Source organism: Kosakonia oryzae, from assembly GCF_001658025.2.
GTDB lineage: Bacteria > Pseudomonadota > Gammaproteobacteria > Enterobacterales > Enterobacteriaceae > Kosakonia > Kosakonia oryzae.
The window spans coordinates 2,928,753-2,942,047 of sequence record NZ_CP014007.2; the positions used below are offsets into that span (position 1 = coordinate 2,928,753).

Annotated in this window: 13 protein-coding genes and 1 pseudogene; 8 read left to right on the forward strand and 6 right to left on the reverse strand. The window is 53.8% G+C overall.

Translation table 11 applies throughout. From position 1 onward, the window contains the following. The first annotated feature begins 75 nt into the window (after window positions 1-75). Window positions 76-1,326: an MFS transporter gene (locus AWR26_RS13935; protein WP_064566699.1), complete on the forward strand. Its 1,251-nt coding sequence runs from the start codon at window positions 76-78 to the stop codon at window positions 1,324-1,326. 62 nt (window positions 1,327-1,388) lie between these two features. Here the strand turns inward: AWR26_RS13935 and AWR26_RS25745 are convergent, their stop codons facing one another. Continuing rightward, on the reverse strand, window positions 1,389-1,490 hold the full coding sequence (locus tag AWR26_RS25745) for a KPN_01571 family protein (protein WP_227121068.1): 102 nt from the start codon (window positions 1,488-1,490) through the stop codon (window positions 1,389-1,391). 123 nt (window positions 1,491-1,613) lie between these two features. Between AWR26_RS25745 and AWR26_RS13940 the strand changes: the two genes are divergently transcribed. From AWR26_RS13940 to AWR26_RS13950, 4 genes are all read left to right on the forward strand, one after another. Then, a complete protein-coding gene (locus tag AWR26_RS13940; protein WP_064566702.1) occupies window positions 1,614-3,098 on the forward strand; it encodes a carboxypeptidase M32 in 1,485 nt (494 codons plus the stop codon). A gap of 164 nt (window positions 3,099-3,262) precedes the next feature. Next, window positions 3,263-3,595 carry an acid resistance repetitive basic protein Asr gene (gene asr, locus AWR26_RS13945; protein WP_064566704.1) on the forward strand — a complete coding sequence of 111 codons (333 nt, stop codon included), beginning with the start codon at window positions 3,263-3,265 and terminating at the stop codon, window positions 3,593-3,595. A 94-nt stretch (window positions 3,596-3,689) separates the two neighbouring features. Continuing rightward, window positions 3,690-3,773 (forward strand): small membrane protein YdgU, encoded by an 84-nt coding sequence (gene ydgU / locus AWR26_RS25960; RefSeq protein WP_090120058.1) that lies wholly within the window; start codon window positions 3,690-3,692, stop codon window positions 3,771-3,773. Window positions 3,774-3,867: 94 nt separating this feature from the next. After that, window positions 3,868-4,695: a trypsin-like serine peptidase gene (locus tag AWR26_RS13950; protein ID WP_064566707.1), complete on the forward strand. Its 828-nt coding sequence runs from the start codon at window positions 3,868-3,870 to the stop codon at window positions 4,693-4,695. Between the two features lies 1 nt (window position 4,696). Here the strand turns inward: AWR26_RS13950 and AWR26_RS13955 are convergent, their stop codons facing one another. The 3 genes from AWR26_RS13955 to mdtJ all read right to left on the reverse strand — a co-directional run bounded on the left by AWR26_RS13955 (window position 4,697) and on the right by mdtJ (window position 7,635). After that, entirely contained in the window at window positions 4,697-6,859 is a 2,163-nt protein-coding gene (locus AWR26_RS13955) for a putative bifunctional diguanylate cyclase/phosphodiesterase (protein ID WP_064566710.1), read from the reverse strand. A gap of 106 nt (window positions 6,860-6,965) precedes the next feature. Beyond that, entirely contained in the window at window positions 6,966-7,295 is a 330-nt protein-coding gene (gene mdtI / locus AWR26_RS13960; RefSeq protein WP_064566713.1) for a multidrug/spermidine efflux SMR transporter subunit MdtI, read from the reverse strand. Next, entirely contained in the window at window positions 7,282-7,635 is a 354-nt protein-coding gene (gene mdtJ, locus AWR26_RS13965; protein ID WP_064566715.1) for a multidrug/spermidine efflux SMR transporter subunit MdtJ, read from the reverse strand. Before mdtJ ends, mdtI begins: the two co-directional genes overlap by 14 nt. A gap of 444 nt (window positions 7,636-8,079) precedes the next feature. Here mdtJ and AWR26_RS13970 point away from each other — a divergent pair, with 444 nt between their 5' ends. Beyond that, a complete protein-coding gene (locus AWR26_RS13970; protein WP_064566719.1) occupies window positions 8,080-9,498 on the forward strand; it encodes an alpha,alpha-trehalose-phosphate synthase (UDP-forming) in 1,419 nt (472 codons plus the stop codon). On the opposite strand, the gene AWR26_RS13975 is transcribed toward AWR26_RS13970, so the two are convergent. After that, a complete protein-coding gene (locus tag AWR26_RS13975; protein WP_074922483.1) occupies window positions 9,492-10,574 on the reverse strand; it encodes an AI-2E family transporter in 1,083 nt (360 codons plus the stop codon). The two genes, AWR26_RS13970 and AWR26_RS13975, sit on opposite strands and share 7 nt — an antisense overlap. 396 nt (window positions 10,575-10,970) lie before the next feature. On the opposite strand from AWR26_RS13975, the gene AWR26_RS13980 reads away from it, so the two are divergent. Together AWR26_RS13980 and AWR26_RS25750 are read left to right on the forward strand one after the other, a co-directional pair. Then, window positions 10,971-11,405 carry a hypothetical protein gene (locus AWR26_RS13980; RefSeq protein WP_064566721.1) on the forward strand — a complete coding sequence of 145 codons (435 nt, stop codon included), beginning with the start codon at window positions 10,971-10,973 and terminating at the stop codon, window positions 11,403-11,405. A gap of 346 nt (window positions 11,406-11,751) precedes the next feature. After that, window positions 11,752-11,992 (forward strand): annotated as a pseudogene (locus tag AWR26_RS25750) (IS3 family transposase); the annotation flags it as partial. Window positions 11,993-12,030: 38 nt separating this feature from the next. On the opposite strand, the gene AWR26_RS13985 reads toward AWR26_RS25750, so the two are convergent. After that, window positions 12,031-13,293, reverse strand: a complete 1,263-nt coding sequence (locus AWR26_RS13985; protein ID WP_064566724.1) for a Y-family DNA polymerase — start codon at window positions 13,291-13,293, stop codon at window positions 12,031-12,033. Window positions 13,294-13,295 lie beyond the last annotated feature (2 nt).

Consider the following 13,295-nt stretch of genomic DNA (forward strand, 5'->3'; position numbering starts at 1 on the left):
ATTACGCCTTTCATACCCTTATGTCTGTGGTAAGCCCGTCGCCAGAATCACGGGTATGAAATGTAAGGATCTCTAGTGAGTCGTACAACAACCGTTGACACCGAACCGGCAAGTGTTGTCAACGAAATTCCTGTCGCGTTGCCGGGACAATTTATTAAACGTGGTACTCCCCAATTCATGCGCGTCACGCTGGCGCTCTTCTCCGCCGGACTGGCAACCTTTGCCCTGCTCTATTGCGTGCAGCCGATTTTGCCGGTGTTGTCCCATGAATTTGGCGTCTCTCCAGCCAGCAGCAGTATTTCACTGTCGATTTCCACCGCCATGCTGGCGATTGGCCTGCTGTTTACCGGCCCGCTTTCGGACGCCATCGGGCGCAAAAAAGTGATGGTTACCGCCTTGCTGCTCGCTTCCTGCTGTACCCTGTTGTCAACGATGATGACAAGCTGGCACGGTATTCTGGTAATGCGCGCGCTGGTCGGTCTGTCGCTGAGCGGCGTGGCGGCAGTCGGGATGACCTATTTAAGCGAGGAGATCCATCCGAGCTTTGTCGCCTTCTCAATGGGGCTGTACATTAGCGGCAACTCGATTGGCGGCATGAGCGGCCGTCTGCTTAGCGGTGTGTTTACCGACTTCTTTAACTGGCGAATCGCAGTCGCGGGGATTGGCTGCTGTGCGCTGGCATCGGCGCTGATGTTCTGGAAAATCCTGCCGGAATCGCGCCATTTTCACCCCACTCCGCTGCGCCCGAAAACCTTGCTGATCAACCTCCGTCTGCACTTTCGCGATAAAGGGCTGCCGATGCTGTTCCTGGAAGGCTTTTTGCTGATGGGATCGTTCGTTACGCTGTTTAACTACATCGGTTACCGCCTGATGCTGTCGCCGTGGTCGCTGAGCCAGGCGGTCGTCGGCCTGCTGTCAGTGGCCTATTTGACCGGCACCTGGAGCTCGCCGCGCGCGGGGGCGATGACCAGCAAATATGGGCGCGGACCGGTGATGATCGGCTCCTCTGTCATCATGCTGTTCGGGCTGCTGCTGACCCTTTTCTCTTCGCTGTGGCTGATTTTTCCGGGCATGCTGTTATTTACCGCCGGTTTCTTTGCCGCGCACTCCGTCGCCAGCAGTTGGATCGGTCCGCGCGCGCGGCGCGCTAAAGGCCAGGCCTCGTCGCTCTATTTATTCAGCTACTATCTGGGTTCCAGCGTGGCCGGGACGCTGGGCGGTTTTTTCTGGCACAGCTATGGCTGGAATGGCGTCGGCGGCTTTATTACGTTGATGCTGCTGATTGCCATTCTGGTGGGCATCAGGCTCCACTCCCGTTTGCGTTAATGCAACGACGAAAGAAGAGCCTCGCATATGCGGGGCTTTTTTTTGCTCCGTGCGGATGTGCGTTAAAAAAGGCTAAAAATCGAGGTTGCGCCAACCAGTTCACGCACGGCATCCAGCGCCATCAGAGCAAAAATGATCCAGATAAAAGGATTTATGGTTGTCACTCTGTTGTCTCTTCTGTGGGTGTAAAAACCTTATACTTCTATTATGGTACAAACTGGCAAAATGAAAGCCGGACTACTGTTTCAGGTAGTTAGAGAAAAAACGCTAACGAAAACCGAGGCATTATGGACAAGCAGAACTACCAGCAACTCACCCGCACTTTCCAGCGCCTGTCGCGCTTCTCCCACCTCTCCGCCATCGCCAGTTGGGATATGTTCACCATGATGCCGCCAGGCGGCAGCGCCGCACGCGGCGAAGCGCTGGCTGAACTCAGCGTACTGCAACACCAGATTCTGACGGATAAGCGTGTCGGCCAGTGGATACAGGCGGCAAAGCAGGAGACGCTGGACGATATTGAACAGGCAAACCTGCGTGAAATGACGCGTCACTACCAGCAGGCAGCGCTGCTCCCGGAAGCGCTGGTCGAAGCACAGTCGCTGGCAGGCAGCAAATGCGAGCACGCCTGGCGCACGCAGCGTCCGGCGAATGACTGGGCAGGTTTCAGCGCCAACCTGAAAGAGGTGGTCAAGCTTGCCCGCGAAGAGGCCCGCCTACGCGCGGCGGCCAAAGGGTGTTCACCGTATGATGCGCTGCTCGACAAATTTGAACCGGACATGACCAGCGCCCGCCTGGATGAGCTGTTTGGCGAGGTGAAAAGCTGGCTGCCGGATCTGCTGAATCGCGCGGTGGCGAAACAGGCGCAGCAGACGCTGATTGCGCCACAGGGGCCGTTCCCGCAGGCGGTGCAGCGCGAGCTGGGATTGCAGGCAATGCAGGAACTGGGCTTCGATTTCAACGGCGGGCGTCTTGATGTCAGCGCACATCCCTTCTGCGGCGGCGTACCGGAAGATGTGCGCATTACCACGCGCTACGACGAAAATGAGCTACTGAGTGCGCTGTTCGGCGTGGTGCATGAAACCGGTCACGCCCGCTACGAGCAAAACCTGCCGCGCGCCTGGGCCGGTCAGCCGATCGCGCTGGCGCGATCCACGGCGATTCATGAATCGCAAAGTCTGTTCTTTGAAATGCAACTTGGGCGCAGCGACGCGTTCCTGCGCCGCCTGCAACCGGCGATTGTCGAGCGCTTTGGTATGCAACCGGCCTTTGAAGAGGGTAATTTTATTGCCTGGAATCAGCGGGTAAAACCGGGCTATATCCGCGTTGAGGCCGATGAAGTCAGCTATCCGGCGCACGTGATCCTGCGTTACGAAATCGAACGCGCACTGATCGACGGCGATATTGAAGTGGAAGATATTCCGGCGCTGTGGAATGAAAAAATGCAGGCCTGGCTGGGGCTTTCTACCGAAGGCAATTACCGCAATGGCTGCATGCAGGACATTCACTGGACCGACGGCGGATTCGGTTACTTCCCCTCCTACACGCTGGGTGCCATGTACGCCGCGCAGCTCTTCCATGCGGCACGCGTGGCTCTGCCAGCGCTTGATGAAGCCATTGCGCAAGGTGATTTTAGCGCCCTGTTCGACTGGCTGCGGCAGAATATCTGGCAGCACGGTAGCCGCTTCAGCACCTCGCAACTCATTGAAAATGCAACAGGTGAAGCGTTGAACGCCGATTATTTCCGCCAGCATTTGATCCGCCGTTATCTCTGATGGCGTCGCGCCGGAACCCCCGTTTCGGCGCGGTACATCACCTTTGTACATTCCGTTACACGCCGATACCAATCACTCACGGAAACCTCGCATTTACAGGGATATAGTTCTTTCAACGGCCCCGCAGTGGGGTTGAATGATGAAACCAATTCGAGGATATCGGAATGAAAAAAGTATTAGCTCTGGTCGTTGCCGCTGCTATGGGTCTGTCTTCCGTTGCATTCGCTGCTGACACTGCTGCCACCACTCAGGCTCCGGCTGCTGCTCCGACTGCTACCACCGCTGCACCGGCTGCTACCGCAACTAAAGCTCCGGCTAAAAAAATGCACAAGAAACACAAAAAAGCTGCAGAGCAGAAAGCTCAGGCTGCAAAAGTGAAAAAACATCACAAAAAAGCAGCTAAACCGGCAGTAGAGCAGAAAGCACAGGCTGCTAAAAAACACAAAAAACACGTTAAACACACTGCAACTAAACCGGCTGCACAACCGGCTGCATAAGTAAACGTGTCTGATTCCGGCGTCCTTAACGGTACGCTGTGACAAGTCGGCGCTGAACCCTTCGGGTGAGGCGCCGTTTTTCTCTGGAGGGCATATGCTGCGACGTTATCGTTTTGAGCTGATTCTGTTAATGCTGATTATTTGCGCGCTTATTGCCATCCGTTTCTATCTTTACTGATGTAGCACGCTGATTTTACTCCCACTTTCCTCGCGTCCCGTCTATATTTATCTGGGCTTACGTTAATAATCATAATTACCCACCAGAGTGTGATATGCGAAAAACTGTTGTGCTGATGCTGGGATCGCTGTTTCTGTTTTCCGCGGCTGGTCATGCTGACGATGGCGAGGATGACGCGGTTAACGCCCGTGATGTAAAAACGCTTTTTTTTGGTCATGACGATCGCGTCCCGGTTCCCACGCCGACCAAAGCGCCGTGGGATGCTATCGGCCAACTGGAAACCGCCAGCGGCAATCTGTGTACTGCCACCCTTATCTCTCCGCATCTGGCGCTGACCGCCGGACACTGCCTGCTGACGCCGCCGAACGGGAAAGCAGACAAAGCCGTCGCGCTGCGTTTTGTTTCGCAAAAAGGGACCTGGCGCTATGAAATTCACGGTATCGAAGGGCGTGTTGACGCCTCGCTCGGTCATCGTCTGAAACCCGATGGCGATGGCTGGATCGTTCCCTCTGCCGCCGCATCGTGGGATTTCGGTCTGATCGTCCTGCGTTATCCGCCGTCCGGCATTACACCGCTACCGATCTTTGTTGGCGATAAAGACGAACTGACGGCGGCGCTGAAAACGGCCAACCGGAAAGTGACGCAGGCAGGCTACCCGGAAGATCATCTGGATACGCTCTACAGCCACCAGGATTGTACGGTCACCGGCTGGGCGCAAAGTAGTGTGCTGTCGCATCAGTGCGACACCCTGCCCGGCGACAGCGGTTCACCGCTGATGCTGAAAACCGATGCAGGCTGGCAGTTGATTGCCGTCCAAAGCTCGGCGCCGGCGGCAAAAGATCGCTGGCGCGCCGATAACCGCGCCATCTCCGTAACCGGTTTTCGTGACAAGCTGGAAGCGCTGGCCAAAGAGAGCGAGTAATTCAGCCCAGCCGCTGCAAACGAAGTTGCAGGATATCGTGCAGCGGCATCGGTTCACTGAAGTAATATCCCTGTAGCTGGTCGCAACCGGCCAGCCTTAACAGTTTCATCTGCTTTTCATTCTCCACCCCTTCCGCCACCACCTGCATGCCCAGCGCGCTGGCGATACGGATAGTTCCGCTCACCAGCGCCGACGCCTGCTCATCGTCATCCACCAGACCGGCAAGGGATTTATCAATTTTGATGGTGTCGAAATTAAAACGTCGCAGATAGCCAATGCTGGAGTAACCGGTCCCAAAGTCATCCAGCGCCACCGCCGTGCCCAGCGCTTTTAAGTTGGCAATGGCTGAACGGGCGCGCTCGGGATTTTCCAGCACGTAGGTTTCCGTCACTTCCAGTTGCAGGCGGTGCGCCGGAAAGCGACAGGTCTCCAGCACGCTGGAGACTTTGTTTTCAAACTCCGGATCGCGAAACTGCGCTGGCGAGATATTCACCGATAATTTCAGATCCTCTATCGACTGAAAATCGCTGCAAGCGCGGCGCAAGACAAACTGTCCCAGCGAGTAAATCAGCCCGCTGGTCTCTGCAATCGGAATAAATTCATCCGGTTTTAACTCTCCGGCAGGACGGCGCGGCCAGCGCGCCAGTGCTTCGATCCCCACCATCATCTGGCTTCGGGCATCAACAATGGGTTGATACCAGACATCAAACTCCTCGCGCTCCAGCCCGTCGCGGATATCACTTTCAATCAACAATTGCCGCTCGCGGGCGCTGTTCAGCGCCGCGTCATAGTGCGTCAACCTGTCTTTGCCGGTAATTTTCGAGTGATACATTGCAATATCCGCGCGGCGAAACAACTCGGAACTGGAGCACTCCAGCAGCGTGCCGCTGGCGATGCCGATACTGGCGCCAATATGGATGGTGCGTTTACCAATACGCACGGGATGATTCAGATATTGCAGGACGTTATTGGCAAAGTCGGTGGCCTTCTCCACCGACCACGGCCCGCTCAGGGTCATGGCAAACTCGTCACCGCCCATCCGCGCCAGCATGCCATCGGTCGGTACTTTCTCGCGCAGGGTCTGGGCAATGGTGACAATCAATCGGTCGCCAACGTCGTGCCCGTAGATATCATTCACATCTTTAAAACCATCCAGGTCGATAAACACCACGCTTATCATGTCCGGATGGCCCATCGCGCCCAGTTTTTCGATATTTTCGATCAGTGCCCGGCGGTTGGGTAACCGGCTAAGCCAGTCCGTCAGGGCGATTTTGCGCGCCAGCCTTTCCCCGCGCGCCAGTTTGTACAGCCCGGCGCTGCTCAGCACGATAAACAGCAGGATCAACCCGGACGCCAGCATCGCAATCTGGCGGATATTCGACGCCGCTGCCTGCGCGGCTTCTGCGCCCGGCAGACGCGGCGTCCAGCTCAGATAGCCGAGCGCCTCGCCCGCCGAGTCGCGCAGCGGAACACTGCTGGCGGCAGTTTTCTGCGGCGACAGGCGTAAATCGGTAATCTGGAAGGTTTTGCCAAGATCGCTGAGGATCTGCGCATCCAGATGGCGGGTAATCACCAGATAGCGGCGAGTGCCGTCGTAAACCTCAAGACGGCCCACCATCGGACGCACCAGCCCGATACTGATAAACGCTACGCCATCCCGGGTCTGCGTAATTCCGGCGTAGACCTCTTTCCCGGACTGAAGTTGCTGGATATGACCGCGGATCAGCGCCCGCAACCCACGGCCAAAAAAAGTGAGATCGCGCTCCGTGAAAAGTTGGCTGCGAAACGCGCCCCATAGCACATTGAATTGCTCATCCAGCACAAAGGTGCCGTCATACAGGTTGTTGATTTTATAACCAGCACCCCACGTGTTGTACAACCACTGCGTATTCAGTTGCGGCCGATAAACTTCCCGCACCGCATCGTCCCAGACGCCATTATCAATCACCAGCGAGCGGATTCGGTTAACCGACGTCTGAATCGCGCCCTGCACCGACAGCGCAGTGCGGTGTTCATCAATTTCATTGGCTTTGCTGCTGATTAAATGCAACGAGAGGTAAAGCAGTGAAACAACGGAGACGATTAAGCCAATCCCCGCCATAAAGGTCATGACAAATAACGTCCTTGCGCTGGGAATATTGCGCCAGCTAAACGGATTGAACATTCACCGCCCCCTGAGGTGGCCTGAAAAAGTCGCGTTTCGTTAGTTATTGAGTAAAGCGTAATACAGACTGCAAAATTCGCTGCCCATAAACACGGGCAGCGTCACATCATGCGAGTTTAATCAGCAGCATACCCACAATTAACAGCAGCAGACCAAACCAGCCTTTACGGTTCAGGCGCTGGCCGAAGAGGATCCAGCCCGCCGCCAGCGTAGCGACAATACCAAATCCGCCCCACAGCGCATAGGCCACAGAAAGATCGATCCCTTTCACCGCCTGTGACAGCGCGCTAAACGCCGCCAGCACTGCCAACAGCGACCCGCAACCGTACAGTTTGCGACGAAAACCGTCAGAGAATTTCAGCAAGATATTCGCCACAATTTCCAGCCCAATCGCCATTGCCAGCCAGAGAGCGTGGATCCACTCAAAGTGCAGCATGATTTCGCTCCTGACGCGGTTTACGCGTCCCGGATTTAATCAGCACAATCCCCATCACCAACGTTGCCAGCCCGGCCACTTTTAATAGCGAGAGTTGTTCGTCAAAAAGAAATACGCTGAAGAGAGTAATTAATAATATGCCAACGCCTTCCCACAATGCATACGCCACACCGAGAGCAATTTTTTTCACCGCAAACGACAGAAATATATACGACAGCGCAATCATTGCCAGCATCAAAATAAACCCGGCCTGGCTATCATTGACGCTGGCCCATTTCATTGACAATGTGCCGGTTATTTCAGCAACAATCGCGAAAGCCAGTAATATCCAATAAATCATTTTTTTCTCCTGCTTGAGAATAAATATCCTTGCGCGGCTTACCGCAGTGCGGAAAACCGGAAAAACAGTAATATCAGCCGGACGCAGTGCGCCAGCTCAGGCAGGAGGAGACTACAGCGCCGAGCGCCAGTATTGTTCACCCGCAAGCGGGCAGCAGGAGGAGTAGTGACGGGAAAAAACAGAATTTAAAAAGCTGAACAGGATGTCCATATTATTACAATTATCCGCGAATTGCTTCTCATCGTGCGGATGAAAATTGTCCTCAGTCGTTAAACACCGCTTATTTCTATCACAGCCCAGGATTTTACTCAAAAGCTTTTCAATTCTTTACTCTGCCGCCGGATTTATATTATTTTTACAACGCGTGGTTTTCTTTTTATACCGCCTTTATGTGAGGCGGTAAATAATCCTCATCAGCCGATAAAAGTCACGATGAGGAAATATATGTCACGGTTAGTGATTGTTGCCAATCGCGCGGCCACCGCCGAGACCCGCGATCTCTTAACAGATGCCCTGCGCGGCGTAATGGATAAACACCCCGGTCTTTGGTTTGGCTGGAATGGCGCTGTCGCCAGAAACCAAAAACAGCGCATTCAGACGCAGCAGCGGTACGACACCTTCACGCTACATAGCTGGGAAATGACGCCCAACGAATATGACAATGTTTACCACGGCTATGTGCATCGCGTTTTATGGCCGGTTTTCCATAACCGTCCCGACTTAGCCCGCTACCAGAAAGAGTGGTTTATTACCTACAAAACCTATACGCGAATGGTGGCAGAACGGGTGATGGCGGAAACCCGCCCGGACGATGTGATTTGGGTACAGGATTATCATCTGCTGCCCGTCGGCCGCGAGATGAGAGAAACCGGCGCAACCCACCGCTGCGGCTTCTTTTTGCACCAGCCCTTCCCGCCCGGCGACGTTTTTCGCACGCTCCCCGAGCACGACTGGCTACTTAACTGTTTTCTGCACTATGACCTGCTGGGTTTTCAGTCCAGCAACGATGTGAACAATTTTATTGCCTACCTGCTGCGCCACTACCGCGCGGAACGCCTGACGGAAGAGACGCTCAAAGTCAACGGCCACATCCTGACAGTCGGTATTTTCCCCTGCGGCATTGCGACGGACAGGGCGCGCGATGAGCACGTCGCACTGCCGCAAACAGACGCCGTGCCTACGGATAACCTGCGCAGCACCATTATCAGCCACGACGTGATTAGTGATATAAGCGGTATCGATTATCGCCTTGATGCGCTGCGTACGTTCCTTACGCAATACCCGGCATTCCGGCGTAACGTCAGCTTAGTGCAACTGGCTGATCCCTTGCAGGAATACCCACTGGCCACGCCAGAGTTATGCAGCAAACTGGAGCGTTTTTGCGGGGAAATCAACGGACAATACGGCGATTTTTCATGGTATCCGGTGAACTACATCCACAATAATCTCTGCTCGCGGCAGTTGATTAACACCCTCTACCGCCATGCGCAGGTGGCGCTGTTTACCCCGCTTTCTGACGGCATGCATCTGGGCGCAAAAGCGTTTATCCTCGCGCAAGACCCGGCCGATCCTGGCGTACTGATCCTTTCACAATTCACCGGCGCGGCAGAGCAATTAAGCGATGCGCTGCTGGTCAATCCTTACGATGCCTGCGCTATCAGCGAGGCATTACATTCCGCGCTGAGCATGCCGCTGGCGGAGCGTAAAAGGCGGCACAGCCGACTGCTGGAAAAAGTGAAGCGGTATGACTGCCACTGGTGGGGAGACACCTTTATCCGGGCGCTGACAGCCACTGCAGTGGTCGCCCCACCACGGTTTGCCTGCACCCATTACGGCATTTTTACCGCGCAGCGCCTTTATTGAGGCGGCGTTGGCGGGCCGTTTTTTGCAACGCTCGCCCGCGCTTCCGCCAGCAAATTCCACGAGGCGATAAACAGCGCGGCAATCATTGGCCCAAGGACAAAGCCATTAATGCCGAAGAATTGCAGGCCCCCCAGCGTGGTCAACAGGATCAAATAATCCGGCATGCGGGTATCTTTCCCTACCAGCAGCGGGCGCAGAAGGTTGTCGGCGAGGCCAACGACGATCACGAAGTAGAGCGTCAGCACGGTTGCCGTAACAAACTCGTCGGTTGAATAGAGAAAAATCACTGCCGGGATCCAAACAATCGCCGTTCCCACTGCCGGGATTAACGACAGGAATGCCATCAGCGCCGCCCACAGCAGGCTGCCGTTGAAACCGGCAAACCAGAAACCGATGCCGCCCAGCGCACCCTGGACGATGGCGACCACCAGCGTTCCTTTTACCGTAGCGCGCGCCACACCGGCGAATTTCAAGAACAGGCGACGCTTAATGGTCGCCGTCAGCGGCATAACTTCGTAGATCCGGCGCACCAGCGTGGCGCCATCTTTCAGCAGGAAGAACAGCAGATAAACCATCAAACAGAAGCTAACGGTAATGCCCAACGTGCCTTTGCCAATGATCACCGCGCTGCCAGCCAGGTAGCGCCCGACACTCAGCGCCACGCCGGAGAGTTTTTCCCGGATCGCATTCACCGAATCAAAATCATTGTCGCGCAGATAGCCCTTCGCCCAGTCCGGCAGATGTGCAATGCCATTACTTAATAGCTGCGGCAGATCGGTCGCGTTATTTTGCAGACGCTGGTACAGGCTGTTGATCTCCACGGCCAGTGAAGAGAGCACCATCATCATCGGGATAAATACAATCACGCAAATCAGCAGCACGGTGACAAGCGAAGCGATACCGTTACGCCCGCGCAGCCATACCGAGAGCCGCATGCGCAGCGGATAGAAAATCAGCGCCAGGATGACAGCCCAGATAATCGCGGAATAATAGGGTTGGATCAGGCCGAAAAACGCCACGCTGACCAGCAATAATAAAATGATGAAAAAGAACTGATTACTTTTAAGTGTTGACATCGGCCCGTCCAATGGAGAAACAACCATTAAGTGTAGTGCGTTACCCATTGATTGTAAAAACAATCCCCTGCGCTGATGGTTGTACACCGCGAATAATCTTTCCCTTTTTTATCAACTGCACGTCATCAGGATTTTCGTACTCAACGCGTATTTAAGAATGAGACGATAAATCGATGCCCTATTGCCGCTTATGATGACGCCACCGAATTGCGCCAGACAACACCAGGAATAGTGCATCGGCTATCTGGCTAACTGGTGGGGAAAAATCAGTTGGTTAATATTGGCGACGCAGTAACGCATTGTCGGGTTGTTTTATCCGTTTTCTGTTCATTGCCGCAATAAGCATAGAAGTTCCTTTAAATCAAAGGGTTATATTTCACAGAGAGGAGATACAGTATGACCATTGTAATGCTCATGTCTACCGATGCCGATATTGTTAACACGCAACTGAATGCCGCCTGGAACCCCATCACAAATCGCTATACGTGGGCACAGGTCAGTTCCATGAATTTAAATATTATCAACGGCGAGACTATTGTGGTTATTGCCCATGGTAATGGTACGGAAATTGGCAACGCAGCTCCGGGCGTTGTTGATGTTGATGCCGAAACCTTTCTTGCGCTGGTTCAGGGAAATATGGCGAACAACGCCGCTCCGGCAAGAATTTATATTTCCTCTTGCGGTCCGGGCATCGCAGAATTTGCCGCGAATGTACGGATAGCGGCGCAGAATAATCAGATTTGGCACAACACGCGTATTTTTGGTCATAGCGATCCGGTTTCCGGCGCGGTACCGCCCGCCAACGATATCCGCTGGACGCGCATTTTTTAAGCTATCGCCAGTACATGCTGCCAGGCGGTGGTTAACACTGTCTGGCATCCCCGCCGCATAAATTTCATATGACTTCAGTAGCTTCATTATTTTCTGCCGCAAGCGGCTTGCTCTCTTCGTTAAGCCCATAATCTAAGTCATATGGACTCTATAAAATTTTTAGAGGCCTGGCGGCAGCCAAAGAAACCTGATAGCACGCGTGCGGCGTTACTCAGCTTTGTCCGTGAGAGAAAGTAACGGCTCTGCAGACGCACGTAATATTCCAAAGGTGTAAAACTGAGCCGCCAGGAGCAACAACGCTAATGAAAGAGCTTAATTTTATTAGCTGCCAGCAGCCTATCGATAAAAGCAAAACCTGAGTCGCAGAGGAAAATGCCGGAATAAGAGTCTAATGGATCGATTCTTCAGCAGCCTGAAAATAGAGTGGGCGCCAGAATATGGGTACGCAAACTTTCGTGAAGCCAGCACAGCGATAACAAATTACATCACGGGATATGAAGATCTCATCACTATGACGGTGGTTTGACGCCGAATGAATCAGAGCGATTGTTCTGGAAAACTCTAAAGCCGTGGCCAATTTTTGTTGACCGCGACACTCTGTTCTGGCCCTGGCAACACCCTGATCTCACTTAACTCTGAGTAGATCGGCATATCGTGTGGTGTAACACGGCGAAAGCATCTCCCGCTTCATCTGCCACTGCTGCTGGATGCCCTGCCCGGCGAAATACAACGTTCCACGTCCGTCTTCAGCATTTAGACGGTCCAGTACATCCATCAACTTTTGGCTATTTTTCCGCGGTGCATTTTCGTCAAACAGATTCAGTTGCGCGATACCTTGACTATAAAAATCACCCAGCATTACTCCCGCTTTCTGATAACGATGACCGTCTTTCCAGATAACATCCAGGCAGCGTATCGCCGCGCTGATAATATCCCGACTGTCCTGAGTCGGCGTTAGCAGCTTGATCGAGGCGCTGTTTCCGTAATACGGTTCCGGGCCAAAAGGCGATGTTTTCACAAAGGCGGAGATAAACCGACAATATTGGTGATCGCCGCGGAGTTTCTCCGCCGCCCGGGAGGCATAGCTGCAAACGGCCTGGCGCATTTCTTCATACTCAGTGATCCGCCCGTCGAACGAACGAGAACAGATGATTTCATGTTTTACCGGCGCAAACTCTTCCAGCTCAAGGCACGCTTCCCCCCGCAACTCACGCACCGTTCTCTCCAGAACAACGCTGAAATGCTTTCTGATAAAGCGAATATCGGTATCTGCCAGTTGCAGCACGTTCTTAATTCCCATCTCTTCCAGCTTTTTCGAGATGCGCCGCCCTATTCCCCAGACTTCACTCACAGGCAAGGCCGCCATCAGTTTACGCTGACGCTCAACGCTGGAGAGATCAACTACCCCTCCCGTCTGTTTCTGCCATCGTTTTGCCGCGTGATTTGCCAGCTTAGCCAAGGTTTTCGTCTGCGCTATCCCGACGCCAATTGTCAGATGGGTACGCTGGAGTACCGTACTTCTGATCTCACGGCCAAATTCCGTCAGATCGCGGCAATGACGTACGCCAGTCAAATCACAAAAAAGCTCATCAATTGAGTATATTTCGCAACGAGGGACCATCTCTTCAAGCGTTGTCATCACCCGGTTGGACATATCCGCGTAGAGTTCATAGTTACTACTGAAACACACCACGCCATGATGTCTTAAAAAATCTTTCTGTTTGAAGTACGGTTCCCCCATTTTCACAAAAGGCTTTGCTTCAGCAGAACGGGCAATAACACAACCGTCATTATTTGACAAAACAACCACCGGTCGGCCCTTCAAGTCTGGGCGAAATACGGTTTCGCAGGAGGCGTAGAAAGCGTTCACATCACAGAGTGCAAACATGA